We start from the raw sequence: 22204 nt of genomic DNA on the forward strand, positions 1-22204 counted from the left end.
CATAATAAAATAGATAATACAATACATACTAAAAAGGACGTTATACATGTGTATAACGTCCTTTTTAGGTTAGTTAGTTTAGTTATGTGTTATATGACTGGATAACCAGTTATGAAAGGGGAATGATTAGCCGTTTGTAGATTCGGAACGTTGATGTTGTTCACTGCGTTTTGCAGTTGCATTTTTGTCATGTTTTTCGCGTTCAGAAATTCTATGTTTTCTATGTTTCTTTTGATCTGCTTTGAACCATGGATGAGCACTGCTGTCTACTGTACCATCATCGTTTTTTTCCATGCGATGGTTTTCACCGATTTTGAAGTGGTAATCTTTAGCTTGCGCCACATTAGCACCAATGCCTACTGTTAAGAATGCTGCCAAGCTGGCCATAGCTACTACTTTAGTCAATTTAGCGTTCATAATTATTATCTCCCATACAAACTTAATTGCACGAATTTTAGTTGTAAAAAATATATTATTAGTATAGATAAATTTAATGAAGTAAAAATGAAGTGAGAGCCTTGATGAAGCATAGTATAATAGGATTATCTAAGTTTGTATAATATCTAAATATAGTAGGAGTTTTATGAAACAGAGAGTATATGAAATCCTCTATCGCGAGCTAGTAGAAAACTATGCAAATGGTAAAGGACGAACAACGACAGCCGATTTTTGGCTTACCATAAGCGCTATGACCTTTGTATACGGTCTAGTTATATTCATAGCAGGTCTTGCTACCTTCATTCCTTATGGATTTTTATATGCTATATCCTTAGGGGGCGGCGTATTGACTGCATTGACGGTATTATTAACATTGCCGACTATTATGCTAGTAGCAAGACGGTTGCGTGATTCCAATAATGATCCAACATTGATGATTCTTGTCTTTGTTCCTATTTTAGGATGGTTGGTTTTGCTCTACCTATTATGTAAGCGGTCGGCTCCAACACAAGAAGTAAACGTAACTAATGAACAGATATCTGTAGAATCTAACATAAGCAAAAATCGGTCTGTTTCGGGTGTTTTTATCACGGCTATCCTTGTTTTGGGCTGGATTGCTAGCAGTGTAGGGACCTCTATGATGGGTCATAACTATATGGTAGAAGAAACAGCCTTTGGTAATTTAGGGCATGGTGCTTTTACCAAAAAAGCAAATCGATTGTTACGTAGTGATTCCGCCACAACAGAAGGCTATCTAGTTGTAAAAGAATACTACCAAGCGTTGGCTAATGGGGATTATCACAGTGCCTATCGTGATTTGAGCAGCCGTGAAATGGAACGATATGGTACCTTTGATCTTTGGCAACAAGCTAAGGCAAAGGAACAATGTTCTGCTGTGGAATCTATACAATTAGACTATGTGTCTCAAGATATTGATGATGATGTAATTGTGGATTATATCGGATATAGAGTGGACTTTGTAGATAAAAGACCATCTATGTTAGTACGTTTATATAGTGTGGGTAACGGTTGGAAAATCGTAGGTTTTGAAGAGTTTGAGGAGGACTAGTATGGCATCTGTAAATGTATATAATTTAAACTATACCGATGCTTTCAAGTTAGGCATCAAAAACTACGCCAATTTTAAGGGCCGTGCAAGTCGTTGCGAATATTGGAGATTCATGGCCGGAATGATGATGGTTCAAGGAACGTTAGGAGTAGTAGCTGTTCTTTGTAACGGTGTAGGCCTCTTTAATTTTGAGTCAATTATTGATACTATCACGATGTTGGTCGCTCTATTTTTCGTGATTCCCAATCTAGCGATTACCGCGCGTCGTATGCATGATATTGGCCGCAGCGGCTGGACTCAACTAATTTCATTTATTCCTATTATAGGATTCTTTATATTCTTGAACTATGAATTGAAACGAGGCGATGAAGGAGAGAATGGTTATGGTGAAAGAACCGGATTTGTTTTCGTTACCCGTGAAATGAGCCTGACTACTGGACTTGAAGAGACACCGTCTCGTAGACAAGACTGGATTATGGGTATTACCATATTTATTCTTCAATCCATTGTGTTTGGTGATACTATCGGTGATATATTATGGTATGGCATTAACGCCAATGGCTACATATAGTATTAACCTACACTAAATAGCATAATTATTATTTTATTTTATAAAAGTTTAACAACTCCTTTATAGACAATATAACACTTTGTAGTAAAATGAAATCAAGATGAATTCAAAAATATAGATATGGTGATTACAACATATCTACGTTACTATATGTGTTTAGAGCAACAGGACTTTATGAGCTTCACTGTTTCCTGCTGTGGATGGAAGGAGTTTATTATGAGACCTTGTCCATATTGTGGACACGAGGTGTTAAAAAATGAACGGTACTGTCCAAACTGTGGCCGTATCCGTAAAGCACCGATTTCGTTAGATAAATATAGTCTAGGCATGATTGAAAACTTTAAACAATGTTTTGTTTATAAATATGCTGACTTTGAAGGCCGTGCCAGCCGGAGTGAATATTGGAACTTCTTCTTGATGTACCAATTGCTATTTGTGGCTATTCTATTTACCTGTGCGTTCCTTAGCTATATTAGTCCACTTTCAAGTGCCGTTGGCGTAGGCTTCGGGCTAGTTATTCTAGTGTTAATGTCAGTCGTTATGGTTATCCCTGGCGTGGCCGTTGCAGTGCGTCGCTTACACGATCAAGGCCGTTCTGGTGCGCTTGTGTTTGTTGGTGCTATTCCTGTGATTGGTACGATTTTATTATTAGTATTGATGGCTCTTCCTGGTGAAAGCCATGATAACCGCTTTGGTTCGCCTACAGGACACGTAATTCTAACAAAACAAATGGCCCATGAAATCGGTTTGATTGATGCTACACCTACCACAGGCCTTACAGCAGGATTACTATGTGCTATCCTTGTACTATGGTTCTTGGTAGATCGATTGCTTATGACTAGTGTGATGTAAAAATAAAATACATATACCAATAACAGCCTCTTGCATGGTGCAAGAGGCTGTTTTAGTTATTAGGACTTTAAAATCTTTGTAAAATTAGGTAATGAAATATTTGACAATCTACCCTCGAGAGCCCTATAATTATCTATTATATGAATATTGCGTTGAAAAAGACGGCACGTCTCAGACGGATTTAGTAGAGACCAAACTCATGGGCTGAAAGGTTTGGAAATCTAGAGGTTTGCGGATCACTTTGGAGCAAGCAGGAACCCTGCCGGTGAACACCGTTATATGTCTAAGTGGCTTTCACAAAATGAAGCCTAGTTATTTCGTATGCTCGGAATATTATAGCTTTCACAGAAGGTCAGTAGGGTGGTACCACGGATATTACGTCCGTCCCTTCGGGGACGGGCGATTTTTTTATGTAAAAGGAGCACATCATGGATTACGGTAAGACGTTACATTTGCCTGAAACAGAATTCCCAATGCGCGGCAATTTGCCTAAGCGCGAACCAGAAATTTTAAAGTTCTGGGAAGACAACAAAATTTATCAAAAACGTTTGGAATTGCGTAAAGACGCAAAACCATTCATCTTGCATGATGGCCCTCCATACGCAAATGGTAAATTGCACATCGGTCATGCCCTCAACAAAACGTTGAAGGATATCATCATGAAATACAAAACAATGACTGGTCATTATACTCGTTACATCCCTGGTTGGGATACGCACGGTTTGCCAATCGAGCATGCGGTTATTAAAAACACTGGTCTTAACCGTCATGAAATGGCGCCATTAGATTTGCGCAATAAATGTAAGGAATATGCATTAGAATGCGTAGAAAACCAAAAACAAGACTTTATTCGCTTTGGTGTATTAGGTGAATTTGATCGCCCTTATTTGACATTGCGCCCTGAGTTCGAAGTTAAACAACTTGGTATCTTTGGCGAAATGGCAAAACGGGGCCACATCTATAAAGGCCTTAAAACTGTATACTGGTGTACACACTGCGAAACTGCATTGGCAGAAGCAGAAATCGAATACGCTGAGAAAAAATCCTTCTCTATTTACGTAAAATTCCCTTACGTATCTGAGAAAAAGGTAACATTGCCAGCTGGCGTAGATCCAAAACAAGCATATGCTGTTATTTGGACAACTACTCCTTGGACAATGCCTGCCAACGTAGCAATCTCTGTTAACCCAGAGCTTGAATATGGTTGGGTAAAAGTAGGAGACGAATACTACTTGATGGCTACTGAACTCGTTGATGCGGCTATGAAAGATATCGGTATCGAAGACTACGAAATCGTAAATCGCTTCTCTGGTGCAGATTTAGAATTGGCTGAATTCAAACATCCATTTGTTGAACGTAATGCTACAGTATTGTGTGGTGACCATGTAACACTCGAGGCAGGTACTGGTTGCGTACATACAGCTCCTGCACATGGTGAAGATGACTTTAACATCGTTATGCGTTATAACAAGGAAGGCAAAACTGAACTTCCTATCGTATCTCTTGTTAATGAAACTGGTAACTACACTAAACAAGTGGATGACAACCGTTATGGTGATACTGAATTCCCATTGGCTGGTGTAGAAATCCACGATGCAGAGGTGCCTGTTATCAAAATCTTGGCGCACAACAATGCATTGCTTCATAAATCTAGCTTGCGTCACCAATACGCTCACTGCTGGCGTTGTAAAAATCCTGTCATCTACCGTGCTACAGAACAATGGTTCTCTTCTGTAGATGGGTACCGTCAACAAGCGCTTGATGCAATCGACAACCAAGTACAATGGATTCCTAAATGGGGCCATGATCGTATCTTCAACATGGTTCGCGATCGTGGTGACTGGGTAATTTCCCGTCAACGTATTTGGGGTGTGCCAATTCCTATTTACTATTGTGAAAGCTGCGGCGAGCACATCATCAACGATGATACGATCAAAGCATTACAAGAAAAAGTAGCCGTAGAAGGCTCTGATGCTTGGTGGGCTCACAGTGCAAAAGAATTGTTACCTGAAGGTTTTAAATGTCCTCATTGCGGTCATGATGAATTCAAAAAAGAAACAGACATCATGGACGTATGGTTCGACTCTGGTTCCTCTTGGTCTGGTGTACTTGAAGTTAACGGCTTAGATGTACCATGTGCTATGTACCTTGAAGGTTCTGACCAACATCGTGGTTGGTTCAACTCTTCCTTATTGACTGCAGTAGCTACAACTGGTAAAGCACCATACAACTCTGTATTGACTCACGGCTTCGTTGTGGATGGCGAAGGTCGCAAAATGTCTAAATCTGTGGGTAATACAGTAGCACCAAGCGACATCATCGACGTATATGGCGCTGACGTTATGCGTTTGTGGGTATCCTCCGCGGATTACCAAGCAGACGTACGTTTGTCCAAAGACATCGTAAAACAATTATCCGAAGTATATCGTAAGATCCGTAATACATTCCGCTTCTTGCTTGGTAACTTGGATGACTTCAATCCAAACACTGATAAAGTGGCTTACGCAGATATGTCCGAATTCGATAAATGGGCATTGTTGCGCTTAGAAGAAGTACGCCAAAAGGTTACTGATGCATACGAAAATTATGAATTCCACATGTTGTACCATGCAATTCATAACTTCTGTACAGTAGACTTGAGTTCCATCTACCTTGATGTAATGAAAGATACTATGTATGCTGAAAGCAAAAACAACGTAGCTCGTCGTTCTGCTCAAACAGCAATGTACGAAATCTTGAAAACATTGGTAGCTATGGTATCTCCAGTACTTTCCTTCACAGCTGAAGAAGTTTGGAAATACATGCCTAAAGAAGACGGCATGCCTGAATCCGTTATGCTTCAAGATTGGCCACAAGGTCATCCTGAACACTTCAACCAAGAATTGGCTGATAAATGGAACCAATTGTTAGACTTACGTACATCCGTACAAAAAGCATTGGAACTTGCTCGTCAAGACAAAACAATCGGTCACCCTCTAGATGCATCTGTTACAGTATACGCTGAAGGTGCTGCATTCGACGCATTGAACGCCCTTGGTGAAGAAGGTTTGGCTAAACTCGTTATCGTATCCGAAGCTCATATCGTAAACGGCGCTGCTCCAGCAGAGGCTGTTAAAGATGAAGAAACAGGCGTGGCTACAGTAGTTGCTGCATCTGAACGTGAAAAATGTGAACGCTGCTGGATCCACCGCGATACAGTAGGCCAAGACAGCGAACACCCTACACTTTGCGATCGCTGCGCAGACGTTGTAAAAACTCTATAATTATAGATACAATAGAAAACCCTTCTCTAATAGGCTTAGTTTGTTTTAAACTAATGTGCACTAGAGAAGGGTTTTTCTTTAGAAAATATTAAAAATTTATAGAAATTTATGAAATCATTGTATGCTATCTTTCTCATAAAACTATCTATCATAATTAGTACTTTATTATTTTCCTCATGAAAAATTAATGTGTAAAAATTTACTCATTTCATATTAAACTTAATATCCTAGTTTAAGATGTTTATAGTTAGTTTAGTTATTGTGCTTATATGAGAAGGAGGAAGAGCAATGGTAGCAACTATCGTTAAAGCAATTTTGGCTGCACTTACTGGTTTAGCAAACGCAATCTTGCCTTTATTCAAATAACAATTTCATTCCCCAGAAAAAAGACCACCCAGCTTGCGGGTGGTCTTTTTCTTATGCCTGAAAATAGAAATCAATTTGTAACATAATGATTTAGAGAATCTTTAAGTGTCGTTTAACTATAAGGAGTTATATTGACTATAGAAACAAGCATACCTATATGAAGATGAATTAACCATGAAATGAACGTGAAGAACGGGCAGTGTTGTGTGGTTTTATTTCTTATGCAAAACGAGGGGAGCGTATAAGTCATGAGAAGAAACATAATTATTAAGGCGTTGGTGTTAGGGACTATAGGATGTGCGTTTAGTGCTACAGGTTTTGCAGCAAATGTACAAAATGGACATGGCCAAGGTATTACAGATTCTACTACAGAAGTAAATGGGGCTAAGCATGAAGCGGTTCGCTCTAGTTGGATGGATCGTACAGATATTATAGTCGGTACCCAATCTAAGGTAGGGGCTCAAGTTTCGGTAGAAACATTACAACCCTTAACCCATTATGATGAAAACTCTAAATCAGTTCTATTCGTACAAGGTGGCATCGGTAAAGGCGGACAAGAGGATCAAGCTAGCTATTTCTCTGGTGGCAATGGGGGATATTGGTATCCATACAATCCAGTTACTAAAAAAGGCGAACAACGGTATAGACCTGAAGAACATCATAATACTAAATCATTGGGAACTGTTGCTAATGTAGGGTTAGGCTATCGGATTCTCAGTAAACATGAACATGCTTATGTAGGTGTTAATACGTTTTATGATCATTCCTTCTCGAAAAAATATAACCGTATTAGCGGTGGCTTGGAATATGTATCTGGCTTTAATGAAGTTCGCGCTAATATCTATAAGGGATTAAATAGTACAAAATCTGAACCTTATAATGTACCTTTATATGAAGGTTATTTTGAATTCTTGTTAGATGGTGGCACTGCAGGTTATACAGTTTACAAGTCTCAAAAAGCATTGTCCGGATATGATGTAAGCTATGCACGCACCTTTAAGAATGCTCGCTGGGCACGTGCTTATGTAGGTGCTTATCATTGGAATGGCTTAGGCGCCACAACACATGGTGAAGGTCCTGCCTTAACTCTTAATGTTGGTAAAAGCCACGGCTGGCAAGCTGGTACTACATTACAACTTACACCACATGTTTCTCTAGATGTAGGGTATACATCAGACAATAACAATTCTAGTGGTGCCTATGGCTTTGTTAAATATACATTAGGTACATCCAAGTTTGCTTGGCATGGTGGTAAGCATAGTGATGATACTATTACCAATGCACGGGCTAGAATGTTAGATAAAGTAGATCGCAGCCCGATGCGAGTAGGTAATACCTATGAAGAATTCTGGATGGTAGTACCTTATGATCACTTATAAAGGCTAGTGGGGAGACAGTAATATATGATAAGCAAGTTAGTATTTAGAGCCATGGTTTTAGGTGCTGTAGCATGTGCATTTAGTGCTACAGGTTTTGCAGCAGATGTACAAAATGGACATGGACAAGGTATTGCAGATTCTACTACAGAAGTAAATGGGGCTAAGCATGAAGCGGTTCGTTCCAATTGGTTAGATCGAACTGATATTGCTATAGGTGTGCAAACTGGGGGCTCATCTGATTCACACAAGGGGATGTTCCCTAGTGATTATAATAATAACTTTTACAATACAAAATCAGATTACGGGAATATCACTAAAGCCTATATAGAAACATTACAACCTATTACCCATTATGATGAAAACTCTAAGAGCGTTGTGTTCGTACAAGGTCGTATTGGCCGTGGTGGTGAGAAAATCTCCTCTAAAGAGGTAAGAGGTTATTTCACTCCAGACCTTGTAATGTCACCATTTGGGTTTGATGTTTTTACGGAAATCAATACAGATGAAAAAACATCTGAGTCGTTAGGAACGGTTGGTAGCTTAGGTGTTGGTTATCGTATTCTTAGTAAACATGAACATGCTTATGTAGGTGTTAACGCTTTTGTAGATCGTGCTTTCACAGGAAATTACAATCGTATCAGCGGTGGTGTAGAGTATGTGAATGGACTCAACGAAGTGTATGCCAATGTGTATAGAGGCCTTGGTGATAAGGAACTCGTAAAAGGCGGTGGCGGTAATCCATATCCTAAACGGTTGTATCCTAATGGCTATCCAGATACATTCCCATACAATACCATTCCTAGTGAAAATTATAATACCTATGTAGGTGGTGGCGTGTTAGATGGCTATGAAATAGGGATCGTAAGGTCCTTTAAAAATGCACGTTGGGCTCGTGCCTATGTAAATGGGTATCGTTGGAACGGCAATGGATTTAGCCATAAACAAGAATATAATTGGGGGCGTCCAGGTCATTGGTCTGTGCCGTGGTTTACTGCACGAAATGCTAACCATTATAAAGGCATTAAAATCGGTGCTGAATTACAATTGACACCACATATATCTTTAGATATTGGGTATAACAATGCTAATAATATGTCGAAAGGTATATATGGTACTCTTAAATATACATTAGGTACATCTAAATTTGCCTTCTGGGGTGGCAAGCATAGTGATGATACGATTACTACAGCTCGCTCTAAAATGCTAGATAAGGTACGTCGTCAAGACATGATTGTAGAATCCTTTGATGACATTGAATACGATTATTTGGCGCCAATTGATCATCTATAATACCACTGTAGTTTAGATTATAGATATTAAATAAGACATGTAATAATAGGAAAGTAATTTATATGAGCAAGACATTAATGATAAAAGCAATGGTTTTAGGTGCTGTAGCATGTGCATTTAGTGCTACAGGTTTTGCAGCAGATGTACAAAATGGGCATGGCCAAGGTATTGCAGATTCTACAACAGAAGTGAATGGGGCTAAGCATGAAGCAGTTCGTTCTAGCTGGATGGATCGTACAGATATCGTAGTCGGTGTTGGCATGAAAGATTCGAAAGAGACGCATAGTCAGCACCATTATGTTGGTGAATCATCGATGAGACATGATGATCTAAATACTGTAACTTCGAAAAGTTTAAAATCTACTGAAATCAATAAATTGTATATTGAGACCTTGCAACCTATAACCCATTATGATGAAAATGCTAAAAGCGTTGTCTTTGTACAAGGTCGTATTGGGCGCAGTGGAGAAAAAATTTCATCTTATAAATTAGGTAGTTATTGGGAGCCAGCCAGACCTGCAGGGACGTTTATAACACATGATAAGCAAACAGATAAGAAAGAATCATTAGGAATGAATGCTAATATTGGCATTGGCTATCGTCGTCTTAGCAAAGGTGAACATGCTTATGTTGGTGTTAATGCGTTCTATGACCATGTGTTTAAAGGTGGTTATAAGCGCGTTAGTGGCGGTGTAGAATATGTGGCAGGCCTTAATGAATTTCATGCTAATCTGTACCGAAATCTGGGGACTGATGAAAGAAAATATATAGGACTCCATGGACGTAGTACTGTATTGGGTGATCCTACAGGATTGTATCCATATGGGATGGATCCTGATCAAAGTCTTTATAACTATGGTGTGGTTTCTTATGAAAATCATTGGATGCTATCAGAAAAGGTTGCTGCCAGTGGATTTGATGTAGGATACTCACGGACCTTCAAAAATACTCGTTGGGCTCGTGTCTATGCAGACTATTATAACTGGCGTGGTAGAGAGGCTGTAAAAGTAGGGTATTATAAATTACCTAAACGCGATGCTATTAAAGGCTTTAAAGTAGGTGCAGAATTCCATATTACACCACATCTTACTCTTGATGCGGGTTATAAAACAGCGTCTCATCATTTGAGTGGTCCTTATGCAACTTTGAAATATACAATCGGTACATCCAAGTTTGCTTGGCGTGGTGGTAAACATAGTGAAAGTGCGATTACAACAGCTCGCTCTAAGATGCTTGATAAGGTACGTCGCAGTGATATGGTTGTACAAGAAACTGTAGAAGAAACTTATGATCATGGCGTTGTCGATGTAGGTTTATAATTTGTAACCAATTAAATTAACCTAGAAAATGGTAATTTGGTGTTGTAGCAATAATTATGTAAGTGAAGGATTATTTTTATATGTATTGTAAAACAAAGTTTAATATACGACTGCTGCTTTGTGTAGCAGCTTGTACGATGTGTTGGTCTATTGCATTAGCAGATAGTGCTAATACAGATACTGCTGCGAAAGTGAATTCTAACAGTTATAAAGATTGGGCTGATAGAACTGATATTTCAGCTAAGTTTCAAACCAATCACAAGCCAATATATGGCATAGAGACATTACAACCTATTGGACATTATGATAATAACTCTAAAAGCGTAGTATTTGTACAAGGCAAGGTTAGTTCTCATGGTGGTGTAAGTCAAATTGCCAATGGGTATGCGAATCATGTTACTCGTAATGCAGGTGGAATTGTATATGAATATGACTTTAATCAATCATTACAATCTATAGGCACGACTGGTAGCGTAGGGATTGGATATAGATGGCTAAGAAAAGGAGAGCATAGCTACGTGGGCATCAATACCTTCTATGATTATGCTTTCAAAGAACATTATAAGCGTGCCAGTTTAGGTGTAGAATATATAACTGGTGAAAATGAATTTTATGCTAATTTCTATAAACCACTAGGACATACCACGTCGTCTCATAGTTTGACTATACGTGACGAAATGATTCCGGCACCTTATAATATGCCAGATACAGACGTTAATGTTGGTGAAAGTCATGAAAAACGAGTTGCCTCTGGATATGATATCGGATATGCGCGAACTTTTAAAAATGCCCGTTATATTCGAGCCTACATTGACCGTTATCACTGGAATCATATGAATGGTGAGATTAGAGACATAGAATGGTTTAGTGATGATATTTATAACTATAATATTGCCTTCCCTGTAAATGGTATCTCTAATAATGGTCTTAAGACAGGGGTCAATGTAAATGTGACACCTCATATCTCGGTAGGCCTAGGTTATGATAAATCGTTTGGCCATTCTGGAGAGTTTTATGTACAAACTTTGTATACGCTTGGTAAATCTAAGTTTGCTCTCTTTGGTGGAAAGCATAGTGATAATAGCATGACAACTGCTCGTTCTAAAATGCTCGATAAGATTGAACGACAAGATATTCAGGCTATGGAACTAAATGGGGACTTCCATGTTCATTACCCTCATGATCATCTATAATAGTTTAGCTTGTTCATAGGTTATAAAAAGGAGCTAGTACATTATGTACTAGCTCTTTTTATGTTATCGGTTATTTCTATTGTAATGCCTTTGGGACACTGAGCTTTTTCCAGTTGTCTAGCTCAGGGATTTCCAAGGTATTAATCGTTTTTTGAATCCAGTAGTTTAATGATACTTCGTTACCTAAATGTTGTTCAAATAAATAGGTATTACCTGGTGTATCCAGAGGTTTTCCATCCTTGTCTATGGAGTGGCGCACGGATTCTTTTAGATAAAGTTGAACTCTAAATGGATTTGCGTGATTGCCTCTGAAAATGAAATAGGATGGGCCGATAAAGTCATGGGTACGGACATTAATTTGTTCGTACTTTTTATCTTTTAAGCCTTGTAGTGCAGTTTGTATCATGGCGTTAGCATCATCGTACTCCTCTAGTAGAAATGCTTGTTGATCTACATCGAGTACATAATGCCAAGTTGGTTTTTCCTCGTTCGTTTCGATGGACCAGTTGTCTCCTATTATAGGCAATTGGTGCGTATCGTAGAGGTCTTTTAATAGCTGAATGGCATTCTCTTTCTTGAGCAGTGCTCGGTAAATGGTCTCTTGACCTTCTGCTGGGTCATAACCATGTATTCTGACTTGGTACGTATCACGTAGCATACGCTTTACATCTAGCTTAAAAATGTTGCGTAGTTTGTCTGGAACGGATAGGAAATGATTGTAAAAGCTAAGTTTCATTTCGTTTTGTGATGCTAAGGCGTGCTCGATGGTTTGCCAATCATATAAGGTGGTATCCCATAAGAAGTCATCCATGTTTATAGATAAGCGAGCCGCATTTTGAGGCCATTCCGTATGACCAGGCCGTACTGTGGTAGTAGACTCTGTAATGCCTTTCTTGTAGTGCCAATGACCATCGACTTGTTCGAAGGCTGCTAATCGTTGTTCTGCTTCATCATCGATAGGAATATCTTTTAACTCTTCATCGAGGTTTGCTTTATGAGATAGTATGTATTGATGGGATTCTTCGTAATAAGCTACTGCAGAATCCAAATCAGGTTTGCCTGAAACATAGCCTTTTTCATAGGCATAGCCTAAGGCAACGCGTGTTAAAGCTCGTGTAATATCGTAGAAGAGAACGCGGTCTTCCTCTTCTAATGCGCGCTTTTCTTCATCTAGTACACGTGTTAATGACTGTACACCAAAGCGTATATTTTTCGTTACACCGAAGCCGTGGATGCGCATATAACCAATATATGGCAAGGAGAACATAAAGCGCTCTTTTGTGGCTGCCATATGGGTTAAGTCTGCAATGAGGCCCCAGTCGAGCGGTAGGTGACCAATGTGGAAGATATAGCCAAAGGCAGCTTGTAAGGCGGCATAGCCGGCATCACTGAAATATTTAGTAGCTGCACGGCGGTATAGTCCAATTGCTTTTACAGGATCATAGGGAATGACTCTGCGGAGCTCTTTTGCATCATAGAAATGATAGTAATAATCCGCTAATTCAGCGGTACTTTCAGCTTGACCTAAGGCGGCACCTTTCGTAAACCATGTGAATGCGTCCTCAAATTTTCCGTGCTCATGACAGTCTAGACCGGTGTAGAGCATCATGGTTGGATTACCTAGCTCAGAGGCGGTTAACGCTACACGGCGCGCATTGTTAAAATCGCCTTCGTCGATATATATGTTACGTAAATTACCTTGGAACATAGCAAGCCCGTTATCAAGTGCTTTGTTAAACCATTCCTTGGCGAGTTTAGTAGCATTTTCCTGCAATGTATCGTCTGAAACCGTACCTTGCAAGGCTATAAGGCGTTCCTGCATAGAACCTTTCTGGAAGCTCTGCTGGATGCGTTTTGCCAAACTGAGGCGAGGTGGTGTAATCATATCCCTTGCAAGGCTAATACGGTCGTCATCACGCCAGAAAAAGACATTGCCTATAATGTATTGGCAGAAAGCATCACCTTGCTCTGCGTAGTCGTAAACAATACGAAACGCATCGTCAAAGGATATTAACATATCCTTTTCAACAGTAGGTGTAATCGTTCCGTTGATACGCAATGCTTGTAAGGTACCAATAGGACTACAACGGCGAATGCTATCATGCAAGCATTGATAAGTGCGCATGTTATTTTCTGGGAAGTTTGATTCTTCCCATGTAAAGCGTGGCCCTGCGTAGATGCGAGCTAACAAAGCATACGCATCGGCTATTTCGCGAGCCTCTGGATCATTGGCAATTTTTAGTGCGTCCTCTTTAGTGTCGATTTCGTTTTCTAAAGAGGTAGTCATATCGTTTCTTAGCGCCCGATGATTCGGTTGCTCAGGACTATGCTGATTATTTACAATCAGTTCTAATTGGCGTAAGCCTTCTTGAGCCATCTCTTGATTATATGATGTGAAAATCATGTGGAAGACCTTTTCTAGGCGTTCCGTAAAGTACTGTGCCATAAGGCCTCCTTTATATTAATTACATTTACTATAGAATACATATTTATTATATAACGAACGTAAGAGACCGCAAAAGAGGAAAAAACCCCTCTGAAGTCTTTCAGAGGGGTCATATTTATCCTAGTTCATAGAGATAGATATTATTTTTTGTTGTAATCGCCGAACCATTTGTCGTAGATTTTTTGGTAAGTGCCGTCTTCTTTAAGTTCTTTAAGAGCTTTATTAACAGCTTCTTGTAAAGCTTTGTTGCCTTTTTTCATGCCAAGAACTGTACCTTCAGCTTTAGTAGGTTCGCCTACGAGTTTAAGGTCTTTGTCAGCACCTTGTTTAAGGTAGTACATAGCCACTGCGTTATCGATGATAGCACCGTCGATTGTACCAGCTTTCAATTCCATGAAGATATTAGCATTGGAATCAATTTGTTTTACTGTTGTATTAGGGATTTTTTGAGCCATTTCAACAGGGATTGTACCGATTTGAGCACCTACAGTTTTGCCTGCCAATTCATCCATGTTGTGGATTGTAGTATTGTCTTTACGAACAACTGTGATAAAACCACCTTGGTCGAAGTATACATCGGAGAAGTCCAATGCTTTTTCACGTTCTGGTGTTGCGTTGATGCCTGCCGCAATCATGTCGATATCACCAGATTGAACAGCTGGAATCAAAGCATCGAAGCCCATGGATTTGAATTCCATTTTTAAACCTAATTTCTTAGCAATTGCTTCGGACAAATCAACGTCGAAACCAACGTATTTGTTGCCTTCAGTAAATTCGAATGGTGGGAATGTAGTTTCAGAACCTACACGCAATACACCTTCTTGTTGTGTCATTTTTGGTTTGTCATTACCACAACCAGCCAATAAACCCATTGCTGCTACCGCTACGAGGGCGATGGCTGTCAACTTTTTGAACTTAAACATAGAAACCTCCTCAAACATCCATATACATGGTTTATCAAATTCTGTTTATATTGTACGGAATTTTACAATAATAGGCAATAACATTGTATAATTAAGAGTAAATGATTTTATATTTAACCTAGCTTTGTCTGTTCTTATATCAATTTAAACGTAAATTTATGGAGGCAATATGTCCCTTACAAATATATTTTCTGATCTTTGTAAAAGCTTCGCCCCAGATGCTTTCAAAATTAACTATACATTAGCTAAGAATCCTGAGCTTTCTAGTCATGAATTTGAGACTGTAAAAACGATTGGTGCTGTTCTCGAAAAACATGGTATGGATGTAACTTATGAATTCTGTAACTTACCTACCGCTTTTAAGGCATCTGTTGTAAAAGTAGATAACCCTCAAGGTCGTTTAGCTATCCTCTGTGAATATGATGCGTTGCCTGAAGTAGGTCATGCATGTGGTCACTGTGCGAGCGGCTCCATGAGTGTGCTTGCCGCATTAACGCTACATAAAATGCAACAAGAAGGCGTTGCTTTCAATATGGACATTGATATTATCGGTACACCAGATGAAGAAGCTACAGGTTGCAAGGTGGACATGTGCAATGCAGGCGTGTTTAAAGACTATGATTTAGCTATCATGGTTCACCTCGATGGTGAAGAAACACGACCTAATTCACAATTCTTGGCACTAGACTGTTTCCGTGCACGCTATCATGGTAAACCAGCCCATGCAGCAGGGGAGCCTTGGAACGGCATTAATGCGGTAAACGGCGTACAACTTGCTATTCACGCCATGGATATGATGCGCCAACAAGTGCGACCTGAAACGCGCATCGGCACATGGATCATTGCCGGTGGTACTGCATCTAATGTTATCCCTGAGTTTGGCGAGTTAGAAGTAACCGTACGTCATACTGAACGGGACTATTTGAATGGTCTATCTGAACAGATTAAGAAAATTTTTGAAGGGGCAGCCCTTTGTACTGGAACAACAGTCGACATAGAATTTTACGGCAATCCCTATGATGATATGAACCAAAACCATAGAGGTACATTACTGATTGAAGATGTAATGACTGATATGGGCATAGATTTTAAACCGGGCCCAGCGGATATTGGGGGCAGTTCAGATATCGGTAATGTGAGCTATCAATGTGCAGCGTTCCACCCTAAATTACGACTTGCTGGGGACGATAAAGTATGCCACTCTAAAGAATTCGCGGCTGCTATGCTAGAACCTACCATTGAACAAACAATCCTTGATGGAGCCAATATTATTGGTCGTACATTATTAAGTTTGGTAGAAAACACAGTGGTATTAGAAGAGATTGTAGCTGAATTTAATGCATCTAAATAATTTTATTTGTATGCAATCTCACCAACTAGCATTTAGATAAGGGGGCAATGCTAATACAGTGCTTTCTATATCGATGGGGCGAGCTGTAATATCTTAGATAGAATTCATTGTCTCTTTCAGAATTACTGATGATAGATGATAATGACATGTTACCATTGATAAAACTTTGAATCTTGGTGAAATAGGTTCCTACCTCAATATCGTGGTGGTAGAGTGCCCATACCACGTTGTTTCCAGCGATGACCGGAATGTACTTAAGCTCAAGGAATTCGAATAAACCGGCTATAGTTATATCATCTGGTACGGTAAATTCTTCGCGATGCCAACTAGAATCATCGGCTGCACAAACAGCATCTCGATCGATTATTATACGCATATTATCTCGCTTCCAATCTATATTTTGATCTTTATTTAGGTGATCTTATTTCTATTTAGGTGCTCTTATTTCTTTTTAGGTCTTCTTTTAGTTTATATTTTACACCTTATAATCTTTAATATCCTACTGAAATATCTTGCCGAGTAGAAATACATTTCTATCTGTTTAATTATTTATAAATACAACTATATATAAATACAACTATTTATCTAGATAACTATGTATCTAGATAAATATGTATCTATTTAATTCTTTATCTATATATACTACTGTATTAAAGGAGGCTTCATGTCCTCAACTGAAACATTACAAATTAAAAACTACATAGGTCTCAAGGGTGATAAGCCTATTAAATTTATAGCCTCTGATGTTGATGGCACATTAGTTAACGATGCAAAAGCAATTCCTGATGAGGCTATTGAGGCTATTCGTGCCGCTCGTGAAAGTGGCATTCGCGTAGCCATTGCTTCTGGTCGCGCTTGGAATGAGATGAATGATGTTATCGAGAAACTACCATGTTTACGCTATTTCATGTGTACCAATGGGGCCTATGTAATGGACAAGGAAGAAAACCGTAGTTTGTTCCATGTAACCTTTGATAAAGAACAAGCACTCTATTTGTTGCGCAAACTTTTAACCTATGGTGTTTATGTAGAGGCTTATGTGAAAGATAAAATCTTTGGTATGTATCCACCGTCCAGATGCATTACGCCTGAACGATTAAGCGCATGTGCTAGTGATCGTAAATCGACTGATACAAAAGGTTCGGTTGGACTCATGGATAATCATCTACCTAGCTTAATGAATCATCCTCAACTTGGTGTACCTGAGGAACATCTACCTGGTGAAACCCATGATCACTATGCCTTAGCTGAAGGTGATGAAGCAGCAAATGATAACTTATCTGAATGTGAAGTAGAGCAGTCTAATTTCTTCTTTAGACCTAATATCCGTCCATTTATCTTGGCAACTCGTACCATGGTTCCTGATTTACTGTCTCATATGGAAGCCTTAGACGAAGGCCCTGAAAAGATGCAAATCTTTTACGGTGACGAGCCTATGCGCCAAAAAATCTTGCAGGATTTACGCGATGAATACCAAGGGAGGTCTCACGATGGTACAGGTCGTGAACGCTTTTATGATGTACTGCTCTCTAGTGAAGGTAATCTCGAATTCGTACTACCACATACCACAAAGGGGACCGCTGTAGAAGCACTGGCAAATCACTGGAAATTTAGTCCCGATGAAGTCATGACCTTAGGGGATAGTGAAAACGACTTATCCATGCTGCGTTTTGCAGGTGCTAGCGTAGCTATGGGCAATGGGAAGCCAAATATTAAAGAAGCAGCGCGTTATGTGACGACAGATAATAACCATCATGGCGTGGCCAAAGCAATCTATTCCGCCATTGCGTATAACAATGAATTACTAAAAAAACAGTAATCATATCTCAAATTAGAGATACTACCAGTTAAAAATAAATCTTTCTAATCTGGATTGTGCTCGATATGTGTAAATCTGAGATACTACCAGTTAAAAGTAAATCTTTCTAATCTGGATTGTGTTCGATATGTGTAAATCTGAGATACTACCAGTTAAAAGTAAATCTTTCTAATTTGGATTGTGCTAGATATGGGTAAATCTGAGATACTACCAGTTAAAAGTAAATCTTTCTAATCTGGATTGTGTTCGATATGTGCAAATCTGAGATACTACCAGTTAAAAATAAATACTTTTAACTGGTAGTATCTGAAAAAACTATATATTTTTGTTTGTCGGTTTGTATTCCAGTCGGTTTTATAGTGAGGCATTGCTCGAAAGTGTATTACAGGTAATACATTGCTTTAGCTGATGTTAGAGCGAATGCTAAGTTAGTTTTATTAAACCCATAGGAGGTGATGTAGAATGGGAAATCTAAAGTTTAATATAGATGATACTTGTGTTAAGTGTGGTGCGTGTGCCGTAGATTGTCCTATTCAATGCATCACCCAAGGAGAGACTCGGTTTAATATAGGTAAAGGTTGTATCGGATGTGGAGATTGTTACTCTATCTGTCCTGTAGGAGCTGTAAAGATGTCTAAACGTGAGACTGATAAAGAATAGTCTCTTGAAAGGGTAGAGCCTCTTATAGGTCATCTCATTGTATTGAGTTTTGTATAGAGTAAAACTAAAATCCGAACATTAGAATATTAATCATAAATTTCATACGGAATATATGGAGTCCATATACTTCGTATGGTATAATGAAATGTAATGAAAATTAGCGTTTGCTTCGAAAAAACGCACCCCCAGTACAGAAATGTATGGGCATTAAAAAATAGTGAATATACTTTCACAAATAGATGCATATGGAGGAAGGCATGGAAAACAAGGAATTTGTTATTGTTGTTGACTTTGGTGGTCAATATAATCAATTGATCGCGCGCCGTGTTCGTGAAAATCACGTATACTGCGAAGTATATCCATACAACAAAGCGCTGGACAAAATTAAAGAATTAAAACCGCAAGGTATCATCTTCACAGGTGGCCCTAACAGCGTGTATGAAGAAAACTCTCCAAAAATCGAAAAAGAGATTTTTGAACTTGGTATTCCAGTTCTTGGCATGTGCTATGGTATGCAATTTATGGCGCATACATTGGGTGGCGAAGTTAAATCTGCTGACAATCGTGAGTTTGGTAAAACACCTACTAAAGTGGACACTACATCTCCATTGTTCAAAGGCTTGGACGAAGACCAAGTTGTTTGGATGTCCCACGTTGACTATGTAGCAAAAGTCCCTGAAGGGTTCGAAATCATTGCGCATACAAAAGACTGCCCTGTTGCATCTATGCAAAATAAAGAACGCAAATTATACGCTATGCAATATCATGCAGAAGTATTGCACACTGAACATGGTAAAGAAATGCTTCACAACTTCTTGTATGAAGTATGTGGTTTCACAGGCACATGGACAATGGCAAACTATGCAAAAACTGCTATTGATGAAATCCGTAACACTGTAGGCGATGGTAAAGTATTGTTAGCATTGTCCGGCGGTGTAGATAGCTCCGTTGCAGCAACTCTTATTTCTAAAGCTGTTGGCGACCAATTGACTTGTATCTTTGTTGACCATGGTTTAATGCGTAAAAATGAAGGCGATGAAGTTGAAGCAGCTTTCAAAGATTCCGGCATGCATTTCATTCGCGTCGATGCAGAAAAACGTTTCTTAGATAAATTGGCTGGTCTTGAAGATCCAGAAGCTAAACGTAAAGCTATCGGCGAAGAATTCATCCGCGTATTCGAAGACGAAGGTCGTAAAATCGGCTCCGTTGATTTCTTGGCGCAAGGTACAATCTATCCTGACGTTATTGAGTCCGGTACTGGTGAAGCAGAAGTTATCAAATCTCACCACAACGTAGGCGGCTTGCCTGCAGTTGTAGACTTCAAAGGCCTTATCGAACCATTGCGTAATCTCTTCAAAGACGAAGTGCGTGAGCTTGGTTCTGAATTAGGTTTGGCTGACTACCTCGTATGGCGTCAACCATTCCCAGGTCCTGGTCTTGCTATTCGCGTAATGGGCGAAATCACGAAAGAGAAACTAGACATTTTGCGTGATGCGGACTACATCTTCCGTGATGAAATTGCAAAAGCTGGCCTTGATCGCGACATCAACCAATACTTTGCAGTATTAACATCTACACGTACTGTAGGCGTTATGGGTGACTTCCGCACATACGATTACACATTGGCATTGCGTGGTGTAACAACAACAGACTTCATGACTGCTGACTGGGCGCGCATCCCTTACGACGTATTGGACACAATCTCCCGTCGTATCGTAAACGAAGTACAACACATTAACCGTATCGTGTATGATATTACATCTAAACCACCTGCTACAATTGAGTGGGAATAAGAATAACAAATAACTTTAGTTAAACTAAGCTAAATAAGCCTCCTATCTTTTGATAGGAGGCTTTTGTGTTAGTCTGAAAAATTGGTATACTGATTTTAGGTTAATAAATATTATGTTTCAGCTTTTAGATTGTAAAACTGAGGAACTATGAAAACTACAAGATCTTTTGGTGAGTATCCCAAATATTCTCTCCACGATGCAAGGGTACAGAAAATAGAACATGAAGATGATAATTTGATCCTTACTTTTGAGTATATTTTCTCTTATGAGAATGGTGTTGAACAAACTCATAAGGCTCAAGTTGTGTTTGAGACGTGTGATATAGATGATTTAGAAATTCTCGTCTTTAATAGTACAAGATTAGATACTTTCACAGGTAAAAGAATTGAGTTGCCTCAGTATCAACAGGAATATAGTGAAAGTGAATTCGAGGTCATTACGGAGACTTATAACTGGGGCCGAGCTGTGCTGCAAGGTTGGTTATGGACCGAAGGGAATCCCGTACATTGTATAATGAACATATACTTTAAAGATGATATGGTATATGTAGTTGAATGAGGCCGGAAATGAGTGATTTAAATTTTACTATTTGCTGTACAGTTACTTAGCATGGAAGATAGTAATATTGTTTAGGAAATAAGGCTATGGAAACTATAAAAGAATTTTTAGATAGTGACATATATTTAGGTATTATAAAAGAACTAGGTGTAGAAAACTTTAATCAAGACGTACAAGGTGTTGAAATAGAAGAGCTAAAAAAACGATTGAAACAAAGGCAGTTCTTACTTGAAGGATTTAAATGTAAGGTCCTTTCAGACCAAGAGATGGTACAGTTTTACAAGCAGATGATAGAAGAGTATCGAAAAGATATTATCCTTTGGACTAAGAAGTTTTGGCAATATAGCGATGCTACTATTGATGCATATCCCGATGGTGAATTCCCAGAAGGAGAGGAAATTTCTGAAGAGGATGTATCAGCTACAATTGAAGTAGGAAACTATTCTAAAACAAGTGTTGTTATGTATATCATTGAATTTGATATTTTGAAGAATCATCAAGAGATATTAGCTGATTATTATAAAAGCTTGCGTATTCCTAGGTCTGCGCAATATGCAAAAGAAGTGATGGTATTATATAAAGAGGTTTTTAGCTAAGATATTTAGATATATTAAATAAGGAGGGTTTCTCTGGAATTAATTAGTGTTTTTTTATCAAGATCTAAATATATTGTCTATTAATTTCTTTGTAAGTTTTAAGATATCTTCTCGTGCTAAAGCTTTATTATATTATCTTATTGGGCGAGTAGAATTTGTAGTATATAATAAAAATATAACTGTATGTATTGATATTTGATACTACAAATTTTAGCTTGATAGGGGCATATAAGGTTAGTTCTGCTCTTTGATTAAAATCTAAAATGATAGACTGAGAATATAGGATTCTCAATTAATTTAATGAACGTAAGAAGATTA

The 22204-nt window shown here is 38.8% G+C and carries 17 protein-coding genes; 14 read left to right on the top strand and 3 right to left on the bottom strand.

The window, feature by feature from the left end; all coding sequences use genetic code 11:
• Nucleotides 1-126: 126 nt before the first annotated feature.
• A complete protein-coding gene (locus KH109_RS00310) occupies nucleotides 127-417 on the bottom strand; it encodes a hypothetical protein (protein WP_295214485.1) in 291 nt (96 codons plus the stop codon).
• A gap of 166 nt (nucleotides 418-583) precedes the next feature.
• On the opposite strand from KH109_RS00310, the gene KH109_RS00315 reads away from it, so the two are divergent.
• The 8 genes from KH109_RS00315 (at nucleotide 584) to KH109_RS00350 (ending at nucleotide 11740) form a co-directional block, all read left to right on the top strand.
• Nucleotides 584-1507, top strand: coding sequence for a DUF805 domain-containing protein (locus tag KH109_RS00315; protein ID WP_295214488.1), 924 nt, complete (start codon nucleotides 584-586; stop codon nucleotides 1505-1507).
• Between the two features lies 1 nt (nucleotide 1508).
• Entirely contained in the window at nucleotides 1509-2078 is a 570-nt protein-coding gene (locus KH109_RS00320) for a DUF805 domain-containing protein (protein WP_295214490.1), read from the top strand.
• A gap of 216 nt (nucleotides 2079-2294) precedes the next feature.
• Nucleotides 2295-2930, top strand: a complete 636-nt coding sequence (locus tag KH109_RS00325) for a DUF805 domain-containing protein (RefSeq protein ID WP_295214492.1) — start codon at nucleotides 2295-2297, stop codon at nucleotides 2928-2930.
• Nucleotides 2931-3358: 428 nt separating this feature from the next.
• On the top strand, nucleotides 3359-6193 hold the full coding sequence (ileS, locus tag KH109_RS00330) for an isoleucine--tRNA ligase (RefSeq protein ID WP_295214495.1): 2835 nt from the start codon (nucleotides 3359-3361) through the stop codon (nucleotides 6191-6193).
• 614 nt (nucleotides 6194-6807) lie between these two features.
• Nucleotides 6808-7938, top strand: coding sequence for an inverse autotransporter beta-barrel domain-containing protein (locus KH109_RS00335; protein ID WP_024065912.1), 1131 nt, complete (start codon nucleotides 6808-6810; stop codon nucleotides 7936-7938).
• 24 nt (nucleotides 7939-7962) lie between these two features.
• On the top strand, nucleotides 7963-9228 hold the full coding sequence (locus tag KH109_RS00340; RefSeq protein WP_155086871.1) for an inverse autotransporter beta domain-containing protein: 1266 nt from the start codon (nucleotides 7963-7965) through the stop codon (nucleotides 9226-9228).
• Nucleotides 9229-9290: 62 nt separating this feature from the next.
• Nucleotides 9291-10547 (top strand): inverse autotransporter beta domain-containing protein, encoded by a 1257-nt coding sequence (locus KH109_RS00345; RefSeq protein ID WP_295214499.1) that lies wholly within the window; start codon nucleotides 9291-9293, stop codon nucleotides 10545-10547.
• Nucleotides 10548-10627: 80 nt separating this feature from the next.
• Entirely contained in the window at nucleotides 10628-11740 is a 1113-nt protein-coding gene (locus KH109_RS00350) for an inverse autotransporter beta domain-containing protein (RefSeq protein WP_295214502.1), read from the top strand.
• Nucleotides 11741-11816: 76 nt separating this feature from the next.
• Here the strand turns inward: KH109_RS00350 and KH109_RS00355 are convergent, their stop codons facing one another.
• Both KH109_RS00355 and KH109_RS00360 read right to left on the bottom strand, forming a co-directional pair.
• A complete protein-coding gene (locus KH109_RS00355; protein WP_295214505.1) occupies nucleotides 11817-14186 on the bottom strand; it encodes a sel1 repeat family protein in 2370 nt (789 codons plus the stop codon).
• 140 nt (nucleotides 14187-14326) lie between these two features.
• A complete protein-coding gene (locus tag KH109_RS00360) occupies nucleotides 14327-15109 on the bottom strand; it encodes a basic amino acid ABC transporter substrate-binding protein (protein ID WP_295214508.1) in 783 nt (260 codons plus the stop codon).
• A 169-nt stretch (nucleotides 15110-15278) separates the two neighbouring features.
• Here KH109_RS00360 and KH109_RS00365 point away from each other — a divergent pair, with 169 nt between their 5' ends.
• The 6 genes from KH109_RS00365 (at nucleotide 15279) to KH109_RS00390 (ending at nucleotide 21886) form a co-directional block, all read left to right on the top strand.
• Nucleotides 15279-16460, top strand: coding sequence for an amidohydrolase (locus KH109_RS00365; protein WP_295214511.1), 1182 nt, complete (start codon nucleotides 15279-15281; stop codon nucleotides 16458-16460).
• A gap of 664 nt (nucleotides 16461-17124) precedes the next feature.
• A complete protein-coding gene (locus KH109_RS00370; RefSeq protein WP_295214513.1) occupies nucleotides 17125-18279 on the top strand; it encodes an HAD family hydrolase in 1155 nt (384 codons plus the stop codon).
• 462 nt (nucleotides 18280-18741) lie between these two features.
• Nucleotides 18742-18939 (top strand): 4Fe-4S dicluster domain-containing protein, encoded by a 198-nt coding sequence (locus KH109_RS00375; protein WP_295214516.1) that lies wholly within the window; start codon nucleotides 18742-18744, stop codon nucleotides 18937-18939.
• A gap of 257 nt (nucleotides 18940-19196) precedes the next feature.
• Nucleotides 19197-20732: a glutamine-hydrolyzing GMP synthase gene (guaA, locus tag KH109_RS00380; RefSeq protein ID WP_295214518.1), complete on the top strand. Its 1536-nt coding sequence runs from the start codon at nucleotides 19197-19199 to the stop codon at nucleotides 20730-20732.
• A gap of 147 nt (nucleotides 20733-20879) precedes the next feature.
• Nucleotides 20880-21290: a hypothetical protein gene (locus tag KH109_RS00385; RefSeq protein WP_295214521.1), complete on the top strand. Its 411-nt coding sequence runs from the start codon at nucleotides 20880-20882 to the stop codon at nucleotides 21288-21290.
• Between the two features lie 86 nt (nucleotides 21291-21376).
• Nucleotides 21377-21886, top strand: coding sequence for a hypothetical protein (locus KH109_RS00390; protein ID WP_295214524.1), 510 nt, complete (start codon nucleotides 21377-21379; stop codon nucleotides 21884-21886).
• The last annotated feature ends 318 nt before the right edge of the window (nucleotides 21887-22204 follow it).

This window comes from Veillonella sp. (genome assembly GCF_018381775.1).
Lineage (GTDB): Bacteria > Bacillota > Negativicutes > Veillonellales > Veillonellaceae > Veillonella.

Bases quoted from the DNA above. Each gene is read 5' to 3' on its own strand.
- KH109_RS00310 (WP_295214485.1), bottom strand. From the start codon at position 417: ATGAACGCTAAATTGACTAAAGTAGTAGCTATGGCCAGCTTGGCAGCA.
- KH109_RS00315 (WP_295214488.1), top strand. From the start codon at position 584: ATGAAACAGAGAGTATATGAAATCCTCTATCGCGAGCTAGTAGAAAAC.
- KH109_RS00320 (WP_295214490.1), top strand. From the start codon at position 1,509: ATGGCATCTGTAAATGTATATAATTTAAACTATACCGATGCTTTCAAG.
- KH109_RS00325 (WP_295214492.1), top strand. From the start codon at position 2,295: ATGAGACCTTGTCCATATTGTGGACACGAGGTGTTAAAAAATGAACGG.
- ileS (WP_295214495.1), top strand. From the start codon at position 3,359: ATGGATTACGGTAAGACGTTACATTTGCCTGAAACAGAATTCCCAATG.
- KH109_RS00335 (WP_024065912.1), top strand. From the start codon at position 6,808: ATGAGAAGAAACATAATTATTAAGGCGTTGGTGTTAGGGACTATAGGA.
- KH109_RS00340 (WP_155086871.1), top strand. From the start codon at position 7,963: ATGATAAGCAAGTTAGTATTTAGAGCCATGGTTTTAGGTGCTGTAGCA.
- KH109_RS00345 (WP_295214499.1), top strand. From the start codon at position 9,291: ATGAGCAAGACATTAATGATAAAAGCAATGGTTTTAGGTGCTGTAGCA.
- KH109_RS00350 (WP_295214502.1), top strand. From the start codon at position 10,628: ATGTATTGTAAAACAAAGTTTAATATACGACTGCTGCTTTGTGTAGCA.
- KH109_RS00355 (WP_295214505.1), bottom strand. From the start codon at position 14,186: ATGGCACAGTACTTTACGGAACGCCTAGAAAAGGTCTTCCACATGATT.
- KH109_RS00360 (WP_295214508.1), bottom strand. From the start codon at position 15,109: ATGTTTAAGTTCAAAAAGTTGACAGCCATCGCCCTCGTAGCGGTAGCA.
- KH109_RS00365 (WP_295214511.1), top strand. From the start codon at position 15,279: ATGTCCCTTACAAATATATTTTCTGATCTTTGTAAAAGCTTCGCCCCA.
- KH109_RS00370 (WP_295214513.1), top strand. From the start codon at position 17,125: ATGTCCTCAACTGAAACATTACAAATTAAAAACTACATAGGTCTCAAG.
- KH109_RS00375 (WP_295214516.1), top strand. From the start codon at position 18,742: ATGGGAAATCTAAAGTTTAATATAGATGATACTTGTGTTAAGTGTGGT.
- guaA (WP_295214518.1), top strand. From the start codon at position 19,197: ATGGAAAACAAGGAATTTGTTATTGTTGTTGACTTTGGTGGTCAATAT.
- KH109_RS00385 (WP_295214521.1), top strand. From the start codon at position 20,880: ATGAAAACTACAAGATCTTTTGGTGAGTATCCCAAATATTCTCTCCAC.
- KH109_RS00390 (WP_295214524.1), top strand. From the start codon at position 21,377: ATGGAAACTATAAAAGAATTTTTAGATAGTGACATATATTTAGGTATT.